The following is a 20041-nucleotide window of genomic DNA, read 5'->3' as shown; positions in this document are numbered from 1 at the left end:
GACAGGCCGCAGAGTGATTGCAGTCACATCTGCGGTTTCCCTGGCAGTGTTCCTGGGCAGTTTCCTGCCGCGGGCCCTGCCGCCCGGTGTGTACCCGCATGACTCAATGAGGAGGAACGATGGGTAACGAGGCCCATACTCCGGACGCAGCGGCGTCCGTGGACTTCGAGCAAGTCCAGTCGACCGGGCAGTTCCAGGAACTGCGCAGGCGTCACCGCAGCTTTGTCTTCCCCATGGCAGTGGCCTTCCTGCTGTGGTACTTCGCCTACGTGCTGCTGGCCGATTACGCGGTGGACTTCATGTCCACCAAGGTTTGGGGCAACATCAACGTCGGCCTGATCCTGGGGCTGCTCCAGTTCATTTCGACCTTCGCCATCACCGGCTGGTACGTGCACTACTCCAACCGGAAGCTCGACCCGATCGCCACCGAAATCAGGAATGAGATTGAGGGGCATGAATTCGACAAGGACGGACACCGAGTGGGCGGAGCCAACAAATGATCGCAATCCCAGCTGCGGTGGACGTTGCCGCCCTCAAGGACACCACCCTCTTGAACATGGGGATCTTCGGCTTGTTCGTGGCCGTGACCATGGTGATCGTGTTCCGTGCCAGCCGCAACAACAAGACCGCCGCCGACTACTACGCCGCGGGCCGGTCCTTCACCGGCTCGCAGAACGGCACCGCCATTGCCGGGGACTACCTGTCAGCGGCATCCTTCCTGGGCATCACCGGCGCCATCGCCGTCAACGGCTATGACGGGTTCATGTACTCAATCGGCTTCCTCGTGGCGTGGCTCGTGGCGCTCCTCCTGGTGGCCGAACTGCTGCGCAACACCGGCAAGTTCACCATGGCGGACGTCTTGTCCTTCCGGCTGAAACAGCGCCCCGTCCGGATCGCGGCGGCCATCTCCACGCTCGCCGTCTGCTTCTTCTACCTGTTGGCCCAGATGGCCGGTGCGGGAAGCCTGATCTCCCTCCTATTGGGCATCAGTGACTGGGGCGGCCAGGCGCTGGTGATCATCGTCGTCGGCGCCCTCATGATCATGTATGTCCTGATCGGCGGCATGAAGGGCACCACCTGGGTGCAGATTATCAAGGCTATGTTGCTGATCGCCGGCGCTGCCGTCATGACGCTGTGGGTCCTGGCCATCTACGGCTTCAACCTCTCCGCCCTCCTGGGCGGCGCGGTGGAGACGGCCAACAACCCGGCCGTCCTCAACCCGGGACTGCAGTACGGAAAGAGCGACACGTCCAAACTGGACTTCATGTCCCTGGGCCTGGCCCTGGTCCTGGGCACGGCTGCACTGCCGCACGTCCTCATGCGTTTCTACACGGTGCCCACGGCCAAGGAAGCGCGCAAGTCAGTGGTGTGGTCCATTTGGCTCATCGGCATCTTCTACCTCTTCACCTTGGTGCTCGGCTACGGCGCCGCAGCCCTGGTGGGCGCAGACACCATCAAATCCGCTCCCGGCGGCGTCAACTCAGCTGCACCCCTGCTCGCGTTCCACCTGGGCGGGCCGCTGCTGCTGGGCTTCATCTCCGCGGTCGCGTTTGCCACCATCCTGGCCGTGGTGGCCGGGCTGACCATCACGGCCGCCGCTTCCTTCGCCCATGACATCTACGCCAACGTCATCGCCAAGGGCAAGGCCGACGCCGCCACGGAAGTCCGGGTGGCCCGGCGCACCGTGGTGGTGATCGGCATCCTGGCCATCCTGGGCGGGATCTTCGCCAACGGCCAGAACGTGGCCTTCCTGGTGGCGCTGGCCTTCGCCGTCGCCGCCTCCGCCAACCTGCCCACCATCATCTACTCGCTCTTCTGGCGGAAGTTCACCACCCAGGGTGCGGTGTGGAGCATGTATGGCGGCCTGGCATCGGCAATCCTGCTCATCGTCTTCTCCCCGGTGGTTTCCGGTGCCAAGACCTCGATGATCCCAGGTGCCAACTTCGCCCTCTTCCCGCTCAGCAACCCGGGCATCGTGTCTATCCCGCTGGCGTTCCTGCTGGGCTGGCTGGGCACCACGCTGGACAAGCGGCGGGAGGACCCGGCCAAGCAGGCCGAAATGGAAGTCCGCTCGCTGACGGGCATCGGGGCCGAGAAGGCGGTGGACCACTAACTGACGCCGGGCACCCGGAAACCGGAAGAGCCTCCATGCCGCTGATGCGGTGTGGAGGCTCTTTTGTCGAGGGGGTGCTGCCGGTCAGCCGGCCGGCCGCAGCTTGATATTGGTCATCTTGAGGTCGTTGGTGCCCTCGAAGCGGTAGGCGAGGTCAACCTTCTTCCCGGTGCAGGTGATCTGGCCTGACACATCGGCTGATTTCAGGCCGTTCTCGGTGGCCACTTTGAGCTCCGTGTACGCGGGCTTGCAGGAGTTATCAAGTTCCAGGCTTTTCACGCCGGAGATGAACGCCTCCTTGGAGAGCTGCTGCTGGAGCGCGGGGTCAAGGTAGTCGTCGTACGCGGTGGTTACCTCGCCTGCGATCACCTTCTTGGTGAAGTCGTCGGCGAGGCCCCTGGCCTGGTTGGTGGCGCTGTTCACCACGTTCACCAGGATCACGACGCCGAGGATCACCAGGAGCAGCACCCCGCCGACGCTGCCAAGCACGATCCACAGCTTCCGCCGGCTCCGCACCCGCGGACGTTTCCCGGGCAGGCCGAACGGGGCCGGCTGTGCAGGCATCGGGGGCAGCTGCTGCGGCGACGGGTCCGCGTCGCCGTGCCGGTACGAATCCTGGGGACTGCTCAAGGGGAGCCTTTCGGGGGACGGGTGCGGTGGCACCGGCGGACTGCCCGGGCCATCCCGGCCCGGCGCGTAACTGGAACCAGCCTATAACCCTGCCCGCCGGCGTCGTGCCTCCCGGGGCCGCGGCTAGCCGCCCTCGGAGCCCCGATCCAGCAGCGGCTGCACCCGGAAGGGGATCAGTTCGCCCATGGCCAGGGCCGTGTCCGCCCGCTCCACGCCGTCGCAGGCCAGGATCTTGCCGTTGATCCGGAACAGGTCCTCGGCGTCCTTGGCCACCACCCGCAGCAGCAGGTCTGCCGACCCTGTGAGCCCGTACCCCTCCAGGATCTCGGGGATCGCCGCGATCTCCTCCGCCAGCCGGCTGAGTTTCTGCTGCTGGACGTGGACGGAGATAAAGGCCATGAGCGGATACCCCAGGGCCACCGGATTGATGCGCCGTTCAAAGGACAGGAAGACGTGCTTCTTTTCGAGCTGCGCCATCCGCGCCTGGACGGTGTTCCGGGACAGGCCGAGCTTTTGCGCCAGTGCCACCACGGTCCGGCGCGGGTCCTGCGACAGCGCCGACAGCAGCCGGGTGTCAGTGCCATCTAGAGCTTGCATAATGCGCAACGCTAGCACGGTGGCAGCGCGCCGGACAGGGCATTCTGCTCAGAAAGAGCCGTGGTGGTTGTACCCCCTGAGCATTGTGAGTAGGGTCACAGTATCTGGGGCAATGGCGCCCGGAAGGCCGGTGGTGGCTGGTGCCAAAAGCCCGAAAACCACAGGTCAACGACGTACGAAGGTTGCGGCAATCGTGTCTACAGACGAAACGGGCCATGGCGGTGCAATCACCCCCGACAACGCGGGGGAATCTACCGCGGCCGGGCAGGAACTCCTCCAGTTGGTCACCCCGGCAGGCGAGCGGATCAGCCACCCGGAGTTCGATTTTTGGGTCAAGGACATCACCGACGAGCAGTTGTGTTCGCTGTTTGAGGACATGACAGTCATCCGGCGGATCGATGTGGAGGCCACCGCCCTGCAAAGGCAGGGGGAGCTGGCGCTCTGGCCGCCGCTGCTGGGCCAGGAGGCGGCCCAGATCGGTTCGGGACGGGCCATGCGGGCGGACGACTTTGTCTTCTCCAGTTACCGCGAGAACGGGGTGGCGTACTGCCGGGGTGTGGACCTGACGGACCTGCTCCGGGTCTGGCGCGGCAACGCCTCCGGCGGCTGGGACCCATACAGCATCAACATGGCAACGCCGCAGATCATCATTGGCGCCCAAACCCTCCATGCCACCGGTTATGCCATGGGCATCCAGAACGACGGCGCCGATGCCGTGGCAGTTACCTACTTTGGCGACGGCGCCACCAGCGAAGGCGACGTCAACGAGGCCATGGTGTTCGCCGCCAGCTTCCAGGCCCCCGTAGTGTTCTTCTGCACCAACAACCACTGGGCCATCTCCGAGCCCGTACGGCTCCAGTCGCACATCCACCTCGCAGAGCGGGCCACGGGCTTCGGCATCCCCAGCCTGCGGGTGGACGGCAACGACGTCCTGGCCGTCATGGCGGCCACCCGGCTTGCGCTGGACCGGGCCCGGCGCGGCGGCGGCCCCACGTTCATCGAGGCCGTCACCTACCGGATGGGTCCGCACACCACCGCAGACGATCCCACCCGCTATCGGGACGCCAATGAGCTGGAGGACTGGGCCGCGAAGGACCCCATCTCCAGGCTGGCATCGCTCCTTGACCGGAAGGGACTCCTGACTGCGGAGCTGCAGCAGCAGGTCCAGCTCAAGGCCGATTCCGTTGCGGCGGAAATGCGCCGCGGCTGCACCACCATGCCGGACCCCCAGCCGATGGACGTCTTCAAGCACGTCTTCAGCACCCCCAACTCCTGGCTGGAACGCCAGCAGGACCACTACGCCCGCTACCTTGCTTCATTCGGCGACCCCGCAGGAGCAGTTTCAGAGGAAGGTGCACGCTGATGACCCAGTTGACCTTTGCCCGCGCCATCAACGCCGGCCTGCGGAAGTCGCTGGAAAACGACTCCAAGGTGGTCCTCCTCGGCGAGGACATCGGCGCCCTCGGCGGCGTGTTCCGGGTAACCGACGGCCTGCAAAAAGACTTCGGCACGCACCGGGTGGTGGACACGCCGCTGGCCGAATCCGCCATCGTGGGGACCGCCGTCGGCCTGGCCTACCGCGGCTACCGCCCGGTGGTGGAAATCCAGTTCGACGGATTCATCTATCCGGCGTTCGACCAGATCGTCAGCCAGGTGGCGAAGCTGCATTACCGCACCCGCGGCGCGGTGAAGATGCCCATCACCATCAGGGTTCCCTTCGGCGGCGGGATCGGCTCGCCGGAGCACCACTCCGAGTCCCCGGAAGCGTACTTCACCCACACCTCCGGGCTGCGCGTGGTGGCGGTGTCCAACCCCCAGGACGCCTACACCGTGATCCAGCAGGCCATTTCCTGCGACGATCCCGTCCTGTACTTCGAGCCCAAGCGCCGCTACCACGACAAAGGCGAAGTGGATGAGTCGGCCGCCCTCGCTTCCGCCCTGCCCATGGACAGGGCCCGCGTGCTGACCGAGGGCACCGATGCCACCCTGGTGGCCTACGGGCCCCTGGTCAAGACCGCACTGGATGCTGCCACGGCCGCAGCGGACGAGGGAATCTCCCTCGAAGTCATCGACCTGCGCTCGCTGGCCCCGGTGGACTACGACGCCGTGGTGGCCTCCGTGCGGAAGACCGGGCGCCTGGTGGTCACCCACGAGGCCGGACAATCCGGCGGCCTCGGAGCGGAGGTGGCCGCCAGCATCACCGAGCGGTGTTTCTACCACCTCGAGGCTGCCCCGGTCCGGGTCACCGGGTTCGACATTCCCTACCCGTACTCCAAGCTGGAAATGCACCACCTGCCGGGCCTGGACCGTATCCTCGACGGCGTGGACCGTGCACTGGGCCGCCCGAACTCCCTGAGCGGTCTGGAAGGATGAGCGCCACGATGATCAAGGAATTCCGTCTCCCGGACCTGGGTGAGGGACTCACAGAGTCAGAAATCCTCAGCTGGAAAGTGGACGTTGGGGACACCGTCAGCCTGAACCAGGTCATTGCCGAGGTGGAGACAGCCAAAGCCGTAGTGGAGCTTCCCTCCCCGTTTGCCGGGGTGATCAAGGAACTCCACGAGCAGCCCGGGTCCGTGGTTGAGGTGGGCAAGCCCATCGTCTCGTTCGAGGTGCCGGACGACGCCGGAACGGCACCTTCGGGCCCGGCCGGCAAGTTGACGGCGGGGTCGCGGGAGCGCGGTGCGGAAACGCAGAAACGGGAACCGAACCTGGTGGGCTACGGCGCCGTCGTCGAAGGCTCCGGCCGGCCGGCCCGCCAGCCACGGAACTTCGCCGCCCCGGTGGTTGCGGCGGTCGAAACCGGGACCCCGGCGGTTGAGCCTGCCGAAACCACTCCTGTTCCAACCACGCCTGCCGAGCGGCCGCGTTCCACGCCGCCGGTCCGCAAACTGGCCAAAGACCTCCGCCTGGATCTCACCGAAGTCCCGGGGAGCGGCCCCGGCGGGCTGATCACGCGCGAGGACGTGCTCGGCTTTTCCCGGCACCACGAAGAACCGGCCGCCGCACAACGCGGGGCTCCGGCGGTGTCCGGCAGCCAGTTGGGGGAGCGGGAAACCAGGACTCCCATCAAGGGTGTCCGCAAATACACCGCGGCCGCAATGGTGCAGAGTGCCTTCACCGCGCCGCACGCCACCGAATTCCTGACCGTGGACGTCACGCCAAGCCTTGAACTGCTGGCCAGGCTCAAGAACAGCAAGGAGTTCGCCGGCCTCAAGCTCACCCCGCTGACGCTCGCGGCCAAGGCAGTCCTCGTTGCCCTGCGCAGGAATCCGGCGCTGAACTCGCACTGGGATGAGGAACACCAGGAAATCGTCACCTACAACTACGTCAACCTCGGCATAGCGGCGGCCACGCCGCGGGGACTCACCGTTCCCAACATCAAAGATGCGGACACCATGCAGCTTCCGCAGCTTGCCCAGGCGTTGACGGCGCTCGCAGAAACGGCCCGCGCCGGCAAGACCACCCCTGCCGAGCTGTCCGGCGGCACCATTTCCATCACCAACATCGGCGTTTTCGGCATTGATGCCGGCACTCCCATCCTCAACCCCGGCGAGGCGGCCATCCTGGGGCTGGGCGCAGTCCGGACCCTGCCGTGGGAGTACCGGGGTGAGGTGGCCCTGCGCCAGGTGATCACGCTGAGCCTGTCTTTCGACCACCGCCTGGTGGACGGCGAGCAAGGCTCCCGGTTCCTTGCCGACGTCGGCGCCATCCTGGCCGAGCCGGGAATAGTGCTGGCCATGGTCTAGAGGGAGGGGCGGGCGCCCCCTGCGCTGTCCACCAGCAGCGCTGCCAGCGCCATACGCTCAAGCAGGGGGCGGGCCACGCCGGCCGCGATCCGCCGGCCGTGGCTGCGGACGGAGTGCGGCGTGGAGTTGATGAGGCCGAACGTCGCGTGCGCGCGCATGCGGAGTTCGGCGGCGTCCGTGCCGGGGTGGACCCTGGCGAGGACGTCCACCCATAACTCCACGTAGCTGCGCTGGAGGGAGCGCACTGCGGACTGGTCCTGCTCGGAAAGGTTGCTGAGGTCCCGGTCCTGGACGCGGATCACGTCGGGCTTGCCGAGCGCAAAGTCCACCTGGAATTCCACCAGCCGGCGCAGGGCGGCCGCCGGGTCGGCATTGCTTTCCACCACCTGGCGTCCGCCGTCCAGCAGTTCCTGGCTCACGGTCACCAGGAGGTCAGCGAGGACTGCCTGCTTGCCCGGGAAATGGCGGTACACCGCCGGGCCGCTCACGCCTGCTGCTGCACCAAGGTCTTCGAGCGACACCCGGTTGAACCCGTTGAGTGCGAACAGTGCAGCCGCCGCTGTGAGCAGGGCCTGCCGCCGGTTCTCCTTCGCCTTGCCGCGCTGCGTGGTGGGAGCAGGTTGCGGCGTGGTGGCTGGCTGCGTTGCATTACTGGGTTGTGTTCCCGTGCTGGGCACTTTTCCTCCTCGGACCGACGCAGATTCTACCAAGACCGCCATGTGTTGGACATCACAGTTAATCGAGACTAACCTGAATTTCAGTTATTAGTCACTAACCGAGTTGGCCTGGGGCCGGCCCGGTCCAGACAGGAACGGATCGTCAATGGAGACCCTTGCCAGCCGGCTCGACCCCGCAAGCGAGTCCTTCCGCGCCAACCGGGACGCTCAACTGGCTCTCGCCGGCGACCTTCGGAAGAGGCTGGCGGACGCGGCGCTGGGCGGACCGCAGAAATCGCGGGAGCGGCATGTGGCCCGCGGGAAGCTCCTGCCGCGCGACCGGATCGACCAGTTGCTGGATGACGGCAGCCCGTTCCTGGAGATCGCCCCGCTGGCTGCGAACGGGATGTACGGCGACGACGCTCCGGGGGCCGGCGTCATCGCCGGGATCGGACTGGTGCACGGGCGGCAGGTGCTGGTGATCTCCAACGATGCCACCGTCAAGGGCGGCACCTACTACCCCATGACGGTGAAGAAGCACCTGCGTGCCCAGGAGATAGCCCTCGAAAACGGGCTGCCCTGCATCTACCTCGTGGATTCGGGCGGGGCGTTCCTGCCCAAGCAGGACGAGGTCTTTCCGGACAAGGACCACTTCGGCCGCATCTTCTACAACCAGGCCCGGCTCTCCGCCGCGAAAATACCGCAAATCGCTGCCGTCATGGGGTCGTGCACCGCCGGCGGTGCCTACGTCCCCGCCATGAGCGACGAGACAGTCATCGTCCGGAACCAGGGCACCATCTTCCTGGGCGGCCCCCCTCTGGTGAAGGCCGCCATCGGCGAGATCGTGACCGCGGAGGAACTCGGCGGCGGAGACGTGCACGCCCGGATTTCGGGGGTGACCGACCACCTGGCCGAAAACGATGAGCATGCCCTGCAGATCATCAGGGACATTGTCGCCACCCTCCCGCCGCCCGCCGCGCCCGCCTGGCAAGTGGACCCCGTCGTCGAACCTGCCGCGGAGCCGGACGGAATCTACGGTGCCGTGCCCACGGACGTCAACGCCCCGTACGACGTCCACGAGGTGATCGCCCGGCTGGTCGACGGCAGCAGGTTCCACGAGTTCAAGAAGGAGTACGGCACCACCCTCGTCACGGGATTCGCCCGGATCTGCGGACACCCCGTAGGAATCGTGGCCAACAACGGCGTGCTCTTCAGCGAATCGTCGCTCAAGGGCGCCCATTTCATCGAACTCTGCGACCAGCGCGGCATCCCCCTGCTGTTCCTGCAGAACATCTCCGGCTTCATGGTGGGCAAGGACGCCGAACAGGGCGGCATCGCCAAGAACGGCGCCAAGATGGTGACAGCCGTGGCCACTGCCCGCGTTCCCAAGCTGACGGTGGTGATCGGCGGCTCCTTCGGCGCCGGAAACTACTCGATGTGCGGCCGGGCCTACTCGCCGCGGTTCCTCTGGATGTGGCCCGCCGCCCGGATCTCCGTCATGGGCGGCAACCAGGCCGCCAGCGTCCTGGCCACCGTGAAGCGCGACCAGTACGAGGCGGCCGGAGAAGAATGGCCGGCCGGCGACGAAGAGGCCTTCAAAGCACCCATCCGCCGCCAGTACGAGGACCAGGGCAGCCCCTACTACTCCACGGCCCGGCTCTGGGACGACGCCGTAATCGACCCCGCAGACACCCGCACCGTCCTGGGACTGGCGCTCGACGTCGTCTCCCGCACCCCCTTGCCGGAGACCTCCTTCGGCCTCTTCCGGATGTGAGCCAGCAATGACCATGCAAACCCGAACAGATCCAGCCCCCGGCGGCACCTCCAACCCCCGCCTGTTCGGCACGGTCCTGGTGGCAAACCGCGGTGAAATCGCCTGCCGGGTCATCCGCACCCTGCGCCACCTCGGCATCCGGTCGGTAGCCGTCTACAGCGATGCCGACGCCGGTGCCCGCCACGTCCGCGAAGCTGACGCGGCCGTGCGGATCGGCCCGGCAGCCGCCGTCGAAAGCTACCTGAGCGCGGACGCGCTCATTGAGGCGTGCCGGCAATCCGGCGCCGAAGCCGTCCACCCGGGGTACGGCTTCCTGAGTGAGAACGTGGACTTTGTCCGCGCCCTGGAGAAAGCCGGCATCACTTTCATCGGCCCCGGCGTGGAGGCCCTGAACGTCATGGGGGACAAAATCCGGGCCAAGAACCACGTGGCCGGCTACGGCGTGCCCGTGGTCCCCGGCATCGCCAAGCCCGGCATGACCGACGGCGAACTGGTGGAGGCCGCCGGCGGGGTCGGCTTTCCGCTCCTGATCAAGCCCTCCGCCGGCGGCGGCGGCAAAGGGATGCACGCCGTCGAAAAACCGGAGGACCTGCCCGCCGCGCTGGCAACGGCCCGGCGCGTGGCCGCCGCCGCGTTCGGAGACGACACGCTGTTCCTGGAACGCCTGGTAACCACGCCGCGGCACATCGAAGTGCAGGTGCTGGCGGACAGCCATGGCAACGTCATCCACCTCGGCGAGCGCGAATGCTCGCTGCAGCGGCGGCACCAGAAAGTCATCGAGGAAGCGCCTTCACCGCTGCTGGAGGGCCTCCCGGACGGGCCGGCCATCCGCGCACGGATTGGCGAGGCGGCCTGCAATGCCGCGCGCAGCGTGAACTACCAGGGCGCCGGAACCGTGGAATTCCTGGTATCCGACGACGCGCCGGACGAGTTCTTCTTCATGGAGATGAACACCAGGCTGCAGGTGGAGCACCCGGTCACCGAGATGGTCACCGGCGCCGACCTGGTGGAGTGGCAGGTAAGGATCGCCGCCGGTGCCGAACTGACGCTCCGGCAGGCCGACGTCGAACTCTCCGGCCATGCCGTGGAGGCGCGCGTCTACGCCGAGGTCCCGGAGAAGAACTTCCTCCCCTCCACCGGCACCGTGCTGGTGCTGGACGAACTGCCTGGGCCGAAGCAGCGGCCCGGCGCTCCTGTCCGGGTGGAAGCGGACCGGGCCGGCGCCCGGGTCCGGGTGGACTCCTCCCTCATGGAAGGGTTGGAACTCTCGGCCCACTACGACCCCATGGTCTCCAAGGTCATCGCCTGGGGCGAAGACCGCGGCGCCGCGCTGGCAACCCTCGACGTCGCGCTCTCCGGCTACACGGCGCTGGGCATCGACACCAATGTGGAATACCTGAGGCTCCTGCTCAGCGACCCCGACGTCCAGGCGGGGCACCTTGACACGGGCCTGATCGAGCGGAAGCTGCCCGCACTGGACTTCCGGCGGGTGGGCGATCCGGAACTCGTGGCTGCCGCCCTGTATACGCTCTCCCTGGAGGATCAAAACAACCCTGCCCCGGGGAGCGGCCCGTGGCGGGCCCGCAGCGGCTGGCGCCTTGGAAAGACGTCGCCCCGCCGCGTCAGCCTGGGAACCCCCGACGGCGGTGTGGCCACGGTCCGGGTCACCGGCACCCCCAACGGGGGAGGCACCGCCATGGTTGCCGTCAACGACGGCACCGCGATGCCGGCGTCACTGCAATGGTCCAGCCGGCAAAGCATCGAACTTGACCTTGAAGGCCAACGTCATGCCTACCGGCTGGCGCCCGACTATCCGGAGGCCGCCGCTCCAGCGTGGGACAACCCTTTGCCTGCCGGGCCCACCCGGATCTTCCTGGGCAGTGCTGGCTGGTCCTGCCGGCTTGAGGTCCTCACCCGCGAGGCAAGGCTGGACCGGGTGCTGGCCGCCATTCAACGCGAAGAAGGCTCAGCGGACCCCGAGGTGCGCTCACCAATGCCGGGAACCGTGGTGGCCGTCCCGGTCACCGACGGCGACGCGGTCCAGGCCGGGCAGGTCCTGGTGTCCGTGGAGGCCATGAAGATGGAGCACCACCTCGTTGCCCCGCTGGCCGGCACCGTGCACCTCAGCGCCCGCACCGGGGACCTGGTGAAGGCAGACCAGGTCCTTGCCACCGTGCACCCCTACCCCGCGGACGCAGAACCAGCGCCCGCAGACACAGCCACAGACACCATCCAAGGCGAAGGAGCCTGACCATGACCGGATTCGAACTCAGCGAGGAATACCAGGACCTCAGCGACACCGTCCGCGACTTCGCGGACAACGTGGTGGCCCCGGTCTCCGCCAAACACGATGAGGAACACAGCTTCCCGTATGACGTGGTGAAACAGATGGCGGAGATGGGCCTGTTCGGGTTGCCGTTCCCGGAGGAATTCGGCGGCATGGGCGGGGACTACTTCGCGCTCGCCCTGGCCTTGGAACAGCTCGGCCGCGTGGACCAGTCGGTGGCCATCACGCTGGAAGCCGGCGTTTCCCTGGGCGCCATGCCGGTGTACCGCTTCGGAACCGACGCCCAGAAGCAGGAATGGCTGCCGCTCCTGGCATCAGGGCAGGCGCTCGCAGGCTTCGGGCTCACCGAACCCGAGGCAGGTTCGGACGCGGGCGGCACCAAGACCAGCGCCCGCCGCGAGGACGGCACGTGGGTGATCAACGGCAACAAGGAGTTCATCACCAACTCGGGAACTGACATCACCCGGCTGGTCACCGTCACCGCCGTCACCGGCCGGAAGGAAGCCGCCGACGGCAGCGTGCGGAAGGAGATCTCCACCATCCTGGTGCCCACGGATACACCAGGCTTCAAAGCGGAGAAGCCGTACAACAAGGTGGGCTGGAATGCCTCCGACACCCACCCGCTGACCCTCAAGGATGTCCGCGTACCGGAGGAAAACCTCCTGGGCGAGGAAGGACGCGGGTACGCGAATTTCCTGTCCATCCTGGACGAAGGCCGGATCGCCATCGCCGCGCTCGCCACCGGTGCCGCCCAGGGCTGCGTGGACCTGTCGGTCAAGTACGCCAGGGAACGCCGGGCATTTGGCCAGGAAATCGGCAAGTACCAGGCCATCTCCTTCAAGATCGCACGGATGGAAGCCCGGGCCCACACGGCCCGCCTGGCCTACTACGATGCGGCCGCCAGGATGCTGGCCGGCAAGCCGTTCAAGACCCAGGCGGCCATCGCTAAGATGGTCGCAGGCGAGGCGGCCATGGACAACGCGCGGGATGCCACCCAGGTATTCGGCGGCTATGGCTTCATCAACGAGTTCACCGTGGCGCGCCACTACCGCGACTCCAAGATCCTTGAAGTGGGGGAGGGCACCACGGAAGTCCAGCTGATGCTGATCGCCCGTGAACTGGGACTGTAAGCGCCTGCGCCAGCAGTACGGATCGCAGCCCGCCTGAAAGGATCACTGATGATTGACAAGGTTGTAGCCAGCGCCGATGCCGCCGTGGCAGACATCCCAGACGGGGCTTCGCTGGCGGTTGGCGGGTTCGGGCTCTGCGGAATCCCGGTGGCCCTGATCGACGCCCTCCACCGCGCCGGCACCTCCGGCCTGGAAACGGTCAGCAATAACTGCGGCGTGGATGACTGGGGCCTGGGCATCCTGCTCCGCGACGGCCGCATCCGCCGCACCATCAGCTCCTACGTGGGGGAAAACAAGGAGTTCGCCCGCCAATACCTTGCCGGTGAGCTCGAGGTGGTGCTGACCCCGCAGGGCACGCTGGCCGAGAAGCTGCGCGCCGGCGGTGCCGGCATTCCCGCGTTCTTTACCAAGGCGGGCGTGGGGACGCAGGTGTCCGACGGCGGCCTGCCGCAGAAGTACGACGCTGACGGCGGCATCGCCATCGCCTCGGCGGCCAAGGAAGTGCGCTCCTTCGGGGGAGTGGACTATGTCCTGGAAGAATCCCTCACTCCGGACTTCGGGCTGGTGCACGCCTGGAAGGGCGACCGGCACGGCAACCTGGTCTTCCATGCCACGGCCATGAACTTCAACCCGCTCTGCGCCATGGCCGGACGCGTCACCATCGCCGAGGTGGAAGAACTCGTCGAACCCGGCGAACTGGACCCCGAACACATCCACACGCCCGGAATTTTCGTCCAGCGGGTGGTCCTGGCGGCCGGCGGGGAAAAGCGCATCGAAAAGCGGACGGTTGCCCTGGCGGCGCCGGCCGGAAGCACCACCGGCAGCGACCAGCAGGCAGGAGCATGACCATGGATCCCAACAGCCCTGAGGCGCCGCGACCGGAAACCGTCCGGCCGGAATACCGGCGTGCCGGCGAGCATCAGCCCGGGCCCGGCGGCGCGGCCGCCGCAGGCAGCAAAGGCTGGACGCGGAACGAACTGGCCGCCAGGGTCGCCCGGGAACTCCGCAACGGCCAGTACGTCAACCTGGGCATCGGCATGCCCACCCTGATTCCCAACTACATCCCGGCCGGCGTGGAAGTGGTCCTGCACTCGGAGAACGGGATATTGGGCGTTGGCCCCTACCCGGCAGAGGACGCGGTGGACCCGGACATGATCAACGCCGGCAAGGAAACCGTGACTGTCAACAGGGGTGCGGCGTTCTTCGATTCGGCAACGTCCTTCGGCATGATCCGCGGCGGCCACGTGGACCTCGCGGTCCTGGGCGCCATGGAGGTCGCCGCCAACGGAGACCTCGCCAACTGGATGGTCCCGGGAAAGATGGTCAAGGGAATGGGCGGCGCCATGGACCTGGTGTTCGGCGCCAAGCGCGTGATCGTGATGATGGAGCATGTGGACCGCAAGGGCAATCCCAAGATCGTCCGGGAGTGCTCGCTCCCGTTGACCGGCAAAGGCTGCGTGGACCGGATCATCACCGACCTCGCCGTGATCGACGTCGTCCGGGACGGCGGCCCGTCCCGGCTGGTCCTGCGCGAACTGGGCCCCAACGTTTCCGTCGAGGACGTGGTGGCCGCCACCGGCGCGGAATTGTACGAGGAAGACCAGGAACTCACCGTATGACCGGCGATAACCCCACTGATACGGTCCCGGCAGGCTCATCGGCTGGCGGGGGCGGCAGGCGCGTCATCGAGCAGCGCGGGCTCTACTTCGACGAGCTGGAGGAGGGTGTGCTGTATGCCCACCGGCCCGGACGCACCGTGACGGAAACGGACAACGTCCTCTTCACCACGCTCACCATGAATACGCAGGCGCTGCACCTGGATGCGGCCTGGAGCGCTGGGCAGCCCTTTGGCCAGCGGCTGATGAACTCCATGTTCACCCTCGCCACCATGGTGGGGCAGTCCGTTACCCAGTTGACCCAGGGGACCATCATCGCCCAGCTCGGCCTGACGGATGTCTCCTTCCCGCACCCGCTCTACCACGGGGACACGCTCTACACCGAGACCATGATCACCGGCAAACGGCTTTCGGCCTCGCGGCCGGGCCAAGGCATCGTCACCATGGAGCACACCGGACGCAACCAGGACGGAGCAGAGGTGGCACGGGCCACGAGAAGCTGCCTGATGTGGACCCGGGCCGCCCACCAGGACCAGCCCGGCGCACAGGGGAGAATGCCCGTATGACATTTGTGATGGGCCCTGCCCTGCTCTTTTGCCCCGCCGACCGCCCCGAGCGCTACCTGAAAGCCGCAGCGCGGGCGGACGCCGTGATCCTGGACCTCGAGGACGCCGTGGCGCCACCGGACAAGCAGCGGGCGCGCGGTGCAATCCTTGCCCAGGCGGGCGCTGCCGGGGACGACCCCGAACTTGACCCCAGCCGGACCATCGTCCGGGTCAACCCGGTCGGCACGGAAGACTTCGCGAAGGACCTGCACTGCCTGGCGCACACGCCGTACCGGACCGTCATGCTCGCCAAGGCGGAATCGGCTGAACAGCTCAAAGCGCTGGAGGGGTACCAGGTCATTGCGCTGTGCGAAACAGCCCTGGGCGTGCTGAACGCTCCCGCCATTGCGGCCGCCCCCAACGTGGTGGCCCTGATGTGGGGAGCCGAGGACCTCCTGGCCACGCTGGGCGGCACGTCCAGCAGGAAGGACGACGGCGGTTACCGGGCCGTGGCGCTGCACGCCCGCTCCTCGGTGCTGCTGGCCGCCAGGGCCTTCGGAAAGGAAGCCATCGACGCCGTCTACACCAACATCCCCGACCTCGACGGGCTGGCGGATGAAACCGCCGACGCCGTGGCCTCAGGATTCGGCTCCAAGGCGTGCATCCACCCCGGCCAGGCCGCCGTCGTCCGCCAAGCCTACGCACCCTCCCAGGAGGAAGTGGCCGCGGCCCATGAGCTGCTGGACGCCGCCACGGCGGCCGGCAGCGGGGTCTTCCAGCACCACGGAAAGATGATCGACGGGCCAATCATCAAGCACGCCCAAGGCATCCTGCGCCGCGCGGGCAGGGACGCCTAGCTGCCTTTCGGTCCCTTCGGGCGGCGAAGTGACGTGGGCGGAATGGGCTCGTACAGCAGCGTCCGTACCCAGCGGTTCCCGGTCTCCCGGAGCTCCTTCCGGGTGGCGAAGCGGTAATGGAAACTGCGCACGCGTACCAGGCGCGGCGCGGCGCCGTCGAAGGGGTCATGCCTAAGCAGCCGCAAAACCTGCGGGTCCGCCAAGAGCAGCTTGCCCAGGAAGGCGTAGAACCATTCTTCGTGCACGCTCCGCAGCGGCAGGAACCACATCAGCCAGTCCAGCCGCAGGTGGTACGGAGCCCACTGCCGCGGAATGCGCCGGACATCGCCGGGTTTGCCCTTGAAGCCGTACTCGCGCCAGTCCGAAGCGTCCCCGGGGTTTCCGTCCAGGGTGCCTTCCACCACGATCTCGATGCGCTGCCTGGTCACCGTGCCGAATGCACCATAGGCATTGACCAGCTGCCACCGGTTGAAACTGGCATTCATCAGCTGCCGGCGGGAGAAGAGGTTCCGCAACGGCCAGTAGCTTAGGACCAGCAGCAGGAGGGACGCCGCCAGCGTTATGGCCAGCCACCACAGGGGCGTTGCCGGTGCGGCGCCGGCGTGCCAGTGCGCCGGGATGGCCGGGATCACGGCGTGGGCCACGGGGTCGCTGACCGCGGCAAACGCCAGGACGATCGCCATCCAGTTCAGCCACGCAAAGTTGCCGCTCGCCACCAGCCACAGCTGGGTGGCGACAACGACGGCCGCCGCCACGCCTGCCACTGGCTGCGGCGCGAACAGCAGGAACGGCACCACCAGCTGGGCGATGTGGTTGCCCACCACTTCGATCCGGTGCAGCGGCTTCGGCAGCAGGTGGGCCTGCCGGCTAAGGGGCCCCGGCATGGGCTGGGTCTCATGGTGGTAGTACAACGCTGTCAGGTCCCGCCACTCCCGGCCGCCGCGGATCTTGATCATCCCGGCCCCGAACTCAAGGCGGAACACCAGCCATACAACCAGGATGAGGATGGGGCGCGGAGGCTGCGTCTGGTCAGATCCCAGGAAGGCCACGGTGAAACCGGCCTCCAGCAGCAGCATCTCCCAGCCGAACCCGTAGAAGGTCTGCCCCACGTTCACGATGGACATGTACAAAAGCCACAGGGCAAGGAACGCCAGCAACGGAACCCAGGGCGGCCCGGCCTGGGGGAGCCCGGCCACGAGGAGCGCCGAGACCGCCAAGCCTACGGTGCATACACCGCGCAGCAGGCGGTCCGAGTACCGCCAACGGAACAGCGTGGGCCGGGACAACCGGGAAAACGCGGCCAGGAAATCCGGCACCGGAAGGAGGCCGCGCTCGCCGAGCAACGCCGGAAACTGGTTCAGCGTGGACAGGAACGCAACGAAATACAACGCTGCGACGCCCCGCTGCAGCACCTGCCGGGCAAATTCGTACTCCGGCGCATCGAACCAGGAGAGCCAGTCCACGGATTCCACGTTACGCCCGGCCGCCCGGCGGTCAAGGCACAGCAGGCCCGGCCGCGTGCGGGATACTTAACGGATGCAGCCACGCAGAATCGTCCTCCTCGGATCCACCGGTTCCATCGGCACGCAGGCGATCGACGTCGTCGACGGCGCCCCGCACCTGTTCGAGGTGGTGGCACTGAGTGCCGGCGGCGGCAACCTTGAACTGCTGGCCCGCCAGGCGGTCCACACCGGCGCCGCCGCGGTGGGCATCGCCGCCGGGGACCCCGGCCGGCTGGCATCGCTCATCCGGGAAGCAGCCGCCGCGGCGGGGCGCACCGGGTACCGGCCGGAGATCGTGGCCGGACCTGACGCCTCGGCCCGGATCGCCGCGGTGGAGGCGGACGTGGTGCTGAACGGCATCACCGGGTCCATTGGCTTGGCGCCAACGCTTGCCGCACTCCGCTCCGGGGCCATTCTGGCCCTGGCCAACAAGGAATCGCTGATCGTTGGCGGCAGCCTGGTCAAGGCGGCAGCCAGGGAAGGCCAGATTGTGCCCGTTGACTCGGAACACTCGGCGATCGCTCAGTGCCTGCGCTCAGGTACGGCAGCCGAGGTGGACCGGCTGATCCTGACCGCCTCCGGGGGGCCGTTCCGCGGCAAGAGCCGGGAGCAGCTGCACGCCGTCACGCCCCGCGAGGCGCTGGCGCACCCCACCTGGGACATGGGGGTCATGGTCACCACCAATTCGGCCACGCTGGTCAACAAGGGCCTGGAAGTCATCGAGGCCCACCTGCTGTTCGATATCCCGCTGGACCGGATCGACGTGGTGGTGCACCCGCAGTCCATCGTCCACTCGATGGTCCAGTTCGTTGACGGCTCCACTATCGCCCAGGCCTCCCCGCCGGACATGCGGCTTCCCATCGCCCTCGGCCTTGGCTGGCCGGCCCGGGTACCCAAAGCCGCTCCGGCCTGTGACTGGACGCAGGCCGCCACCTGGACCTTTGAACCCCTCGATACGGTGGCCTTCCCGGCCGTGGACCTTGCCAAGGACGCCGCCAAGCAGGGCAGCACCTTCCCTGCCGTCTTCAACGCGGCCAACGAAGAGGCGGTCATTGCGTTCCACGCGGGGCGGATCCGGTTCACCGACATCGTCGATACCGTGGACAGGGTGCTCAGCGAACATTCAGGCTCCTCCGGGCTGACGGTGGAGTCGGTGCTGGATGCTGAAGGCTGGGCACGTGCCCGCGCCCACGAACGTTTAGCAGTCAGCAGTCTCTAGGAAGCAGCATTACCTCCATGACCCCTGTCCTACTTTTCATCCTCGGTGTCGTCTTCGTGGCCGTCGGAATCGCCGTGTCCATCGCCCTCCACGAGGTGGGCCACCTGGTGCCGGCCAAGCTCTTCAAAGTGCGCGTCACCAAGTACATGATCGGCTTCGGCCCCACCCTCTGGTCACGCCGCAAGGGTGAAACCGAATACGGCGTGAAAGCCGTCCCGCTGGGCGGCTACGTCTCGATGATCGGCATGTACCCTCCCAACAAGGAGGACGGCTCGGTCCGGCCTTCCAGCACCGGCATGTTCCAGACGCTGGCCACAGAGGCCCGGTCCATGGCCCACGAAGAGGTAGGACCCGGCGATCACAACCGCGTCTTCTACCGGCTGCCGGTCTGGAAAAAAGTGGTCGTGATGCTGGGCGGGCCGGCCATGAACATGATCCTCGGCGTACTGCTCACAGCCCTGCTGCTGATGGGATTTGGCGTTGCCACCGCCACCACCACCATCTCCGATGTCTCCAAATGCCAGGTGGCCGCGGGGCAAACCGTCGATCCCGACTCTGCCGACTGCCGGCTGACCCCGGCCGCGGCCGCCGGGCTGAAACCCAATGACACCATCACCTCCTTCGACGGCAAGTCCGTCACCAGCTGGGACCAGCTGACGGAGTGGATCCGCGCCTCTGCCGGCAAGGAAGTGCCCATCACGGTCCAGCGGGACGGCACTGCCGTGTCCACCACGGTCACCCCGGTCCTGTCATCCCGGCCGGTGATGGGAGCCGACGGGCGGCAAGCCACCGATGCCGCCGGCACCCTCCAGTACCAGGACGTCGGTTTCCTTGGCATCGGCGCGCAGACGGCGCTGGTGTCCCAGCCGGCGTCGTCCGTCCTGCCCATGGCCGGAGAGAACATCCGGCAGGTGGCCGGCGTGGTGTTCAACCTCCCCGCCCGTGTGGTGGGCGTAGCCAAGGCCGCCTTCAGCGAGGAACCCCGGGACCCCAACGGCCCCATCAGCGTGGTGGGCGTGGGCCGGGTGGCCGGCGAGGTTGCCGCCATGGAAGCCGTCCCGCTGCAGTCCCGGGTCGCCACCCTTGTGGGCCTGCTGGCAGGCCTGAACTTCGCCCTGGCGGTATTCAACCTCATCCCGCTGCTGCCCCTTGACGGCGGCCACGTGGCCGGAGCCCTGTACGAAGGCGCGCGCCGCACCGTAGCCAGGCTGCGCGGCCGGCCGGACCCGGGAGCGTTCGACATCGCGAAACTGCTGCCCGTGACCTACGTGGTGGCGGCTTTGTTGATGGGCATGAGCGCCCTGTTGATTTACGCGGACATCGTCAAGCCCGTCAACCTGTTCTGATTTCAGCCGAATTAGGCTGA

General features: G+C 67.2%; 18 protein-coding genes. 14 read left to right on the top strand and 4 right to left on the bottom strand.

Annotation, left to right across the window (positions count from 1 at the left end):
• Window positions 1-119 precede the first annotated feature (119 nt).
• Window positions 120-500 (top strand): DUF485 domain-containing protein, encoded by a 381-nt coding sequence (locus ACFVVC_RS13175; protein ID WP_387453788.1) that lies wholly within the window; start codon window positions 120-122, stop codon window positions 498-500.
• A complete protein-coding gene (locus tag ACFVVC_RS13170; protein ID WP_387453785.1) occupies window positions 497-2113 on the top strand; it encodes a cation acetate symporter in 1617 nt (538 codons plus the stop codon). The genes ACFVVC_RS13175 and ACFVVC_RS13170 overlap by 4 nt, the downstream gene beginning before the upstream one ends.
• Window positions 2114-2197: 84 nt before the next feature.
• On the opposite strand, the gene ACFVVC_RS13165 is transcribed toward ACFVVC_RS13170, so the two are convergent.
• Both ACFVVC_RS13165 and ACFVVC_RS13160 read right to left on the bottom strand, forming a co-directional pair.
• Entirely contained in the window at window positions 2198-2743 is a 546-nt protein-coding gene (locus ACFVVC_RS13165; protein WP_387453783.1) for a hypothetical protein, read from the bottom strand.
• Window positions 2744-2866: 123 nt separating this feature from the next.
• A complete protein-coding gene (locus tag ACFVVC_RS13160; RefSeq protein WP_387453780.1) occupies window positions 2867-3340 on the bottom strand; it encodes an Lrp/AsnC family transcriptional regulator in 474 nt (157 codons plus the stop codon).
• Between the two features lie 193 nt (window positions 3341-3533).
• Here ACFVVC_RS13160 and pdhA point away from each other — a divergent pair, with 193 nt between their 5' ends.
• Genes pdhA through ACFVVC_RS13145 form a run of 3 tightly spaced genes read left to right on the top strand, consistent with a single transcriptional unit; the run spans window position 3534 to window position 7089 of the window.
• Window positions 3534-4703, top strand: a complete 1170-nt coding sequence (gene pdhA, locus ACFVVC_RS13155) for a pyruvate dehydrogenase (acetyl-transferring) E1 component subunit alpha (protein WP_387453777.1) — start codon at window positions 3534-3536, stop codon at window positions 4701-4703.
• Window positions 4703-5713: an alpha-ketoacid dehydrogenase subunit beta gene (locus tag ACFVVC_RS13150; protein WP_387453774.1), complete on the top strand. Its 1011-nt coding sequence runs from the start codon at window positions 4703-4705 to the stop codon at window positions 5711-5713. The genes pdhA and ACFVVC_RS13150 overlap by 1 nt, the downstream gene beginning before the upstream one ends.
• The gene (locus ACFVVC_RS13145; protein WP_387453772.1) at window positions 5710-7089 is read left to right on the top strand and encodes a dihydrolipoamide acetyltransferase family protein; all 1380 of its coding nucleotides are present in this window, start codon (window positions 5710-5712) and stop codon (window positions 7087-7089) included. The genes ACFVVC_RS13150 and ACFVVC_RS13145 overlap by 4 nt, the downstream gene beginning before the upstream one ends.
• Here ACFVVC_RS13145 and ACFVVC_RS13140 read toward each other — a convergent pair.
• On the bottom strand, window positions 7086-7766 hold the full coding sequence (locus ACFVVC_RS13140) for a TetR/AcrR family transcriptional regulator (protein WP_387453770.1): 681 nt from the start codon (window positions 7764-7766) through the stop codon (window positions 7086-7088). The genes ACFVVC_RS13145 and ACFVVC_RS13140 overlap by 4 nt on opposite strands.
• A gap of 145 nt (window positions 7767-7911) precedes the next feature.
• Here ACFVVC_RS13140 and ACFVVC_RS13135 point away from each other — a divergent pair, with 145 nt between their 5' ends.
• The 7 genes from ACFVVC_RS13135 to ACFVVC_RS13105 are packed head-to-tail and all read left to right on the top strand — an operon-like array spanning window position 7912 to window position 15954.
• Window positions 7912-9519 carry a carboxyl transferase domain-containing protein gene (locus ACFVVC_RS13135; RefSeq protein WP_387453767.1) on the top strand — a complete coding sequence of 536 codons (1608 nt, stop codon included), beginning with the start codon at window positions 7912-7914 and terminating at the stop codon, window positions 9517-9519.
• A 7-nt stretch (window positions 9520-9526) separates the two neighbouring features.
• Window positions 9527-11770: a biotin carboxylase N-terminal domain-containing protein gene (locus ACFVVC_RS13130; RefSeq protein WP_387453764.1), complete on the top strand. Its 2244-nt coding sequence runs from the start codon at window positions 9527-9529 to the stop codon at window positions 11768-11770.
• Window positions 11771-11772: 2 nt separating this feature from the next.
• Window positions 11773-12936 (top strand): acyl-CoA dehydrogenase family protein, encoded by a 1164-nt coding sequence (locus ACFVVC_RS13125; RefSeq protein WP_387453761.1) that lies wholly within the window; start codon window positions 11773-11775, stop codon window positions 12934-12936.
• Between the two features lie 48 nt (window positions 12937-12984).
• Window positions 12985-13782: a CoA transferase subunit A gene (locus tag ACFVVC_RS13120; RefSeq protein WP_387453758.1), complete on the top strand. Its 798-nt coding sequence runs from the start codon at window positions 12985-12987 to the stop codon at window positions 13780-13782.
• On the top strand, window positions 13779-14555 hold the full coding sequence (locus ACFVVC_RS13115) for a CoA transferase subunit B (protein WP_387453755.1): 777 nt from the start codon (window positions 13779-13781) through the stop codon (window positions 14553-14555). The genes ACFVVC_RS13120 and ACFVVC_RS13115 overlap by 4 nt, the downstream gene beginning before the upstream one ends.
• A complete protein-coding gene (locus tag ACFVVC_RS13110; RefSeq protein WP_387453752.1) occupies window positions 14552-15118 on the top strand; it encodes a MaoC family dehydratase in 567 nt (188 codons plus the stop codon). Before ACFVVC_RS13115 ends, ACFVVC_RS13110 begins: the two co-directional genes overlap by 4 nt.
• Window positions 15115-15954: an HpcH/HpaI aldolase/citrate lyase family protein gene (locus tag ACFVVC_RS13105; protein ID WP_387453750.1), complete on the top strand. Its 840-nt coding sequence runs from the start codon at window positions 15115-15117 to the stop codon at window positions 15952-15954. Before ACFVVC_RS13110 ends, ACFVVC_RS13105 begins: the two co-directional genes overlap by 4 nt.
• Here ACFVVC_RS13105 and ACFVVC_RS13100 read toward each other — a convergent pair.
• Window positions 15951-17417 (bottom strand): lipase maturation factor family protein, encoded by a 1467-nt coding sequence (locus ACFVVC_RS13100; RefSeq protein WP_387453747.1) that lies wholly within the window; start codon window positions 17415-17417, stop codon window positions 15951-15953. The genes ACFVVC_RS13105 and ACFVVC_RS13100 overlap by 4 nt on opposite strands.
• Window positions 17418-17490: 73 nt before the next feature.
• Here ACFVVC_RS13100 and dxr point away from each other — a divergent pair, with 73 nt between their 5' ends.
• Together dxr and ACFVVC_RS13090 are read left to right on the top strand one after the other, a co-directional pair.
• Window positions 17491-18675 carry a 1-deoxy-D-xylulose-5-phosphate reductoisomerase gene (gene dxr, locus ACFVVC_RS13095; protein WP_387453745.1) on the top strand — a complete coding sequence of 395 codons (1185 nt, stop codon included), beginning with the start codon at window positions 17491-17493 and terminating at the stop codon, window positions 18673-18675.
• A gap of 17 nt (window positions 18676-18692) precedes the next feature.
• On the top strand, window positions 18693-20021 hold the full coding sequence (locus ACFVVC_RS13090) for a M50 family metallopeptidase (protein WP_387453742.1): 1329 nt from the start codon (window positions 18693-18695) through the stop codon (window positions 20019-20021).
• Window positions 20022-20041 lie beyond the last annotated feature (20 nt).

Origin of the sequence: Pseudarthrobacter sp. NPDC058196 (genome assembly GCF_042882685.1) — a bacterium.
Lineage (GTDB): Bacteria > Actinomycetota > Actinomycetes > Actinomycetales > Micrococcaceae > Arthrobacter.
The sequence above is the reverse complement of the archived record's forward strand: the minus strand, read 5'-3'. Positions and strand labels throughout refer to the sequence as shown.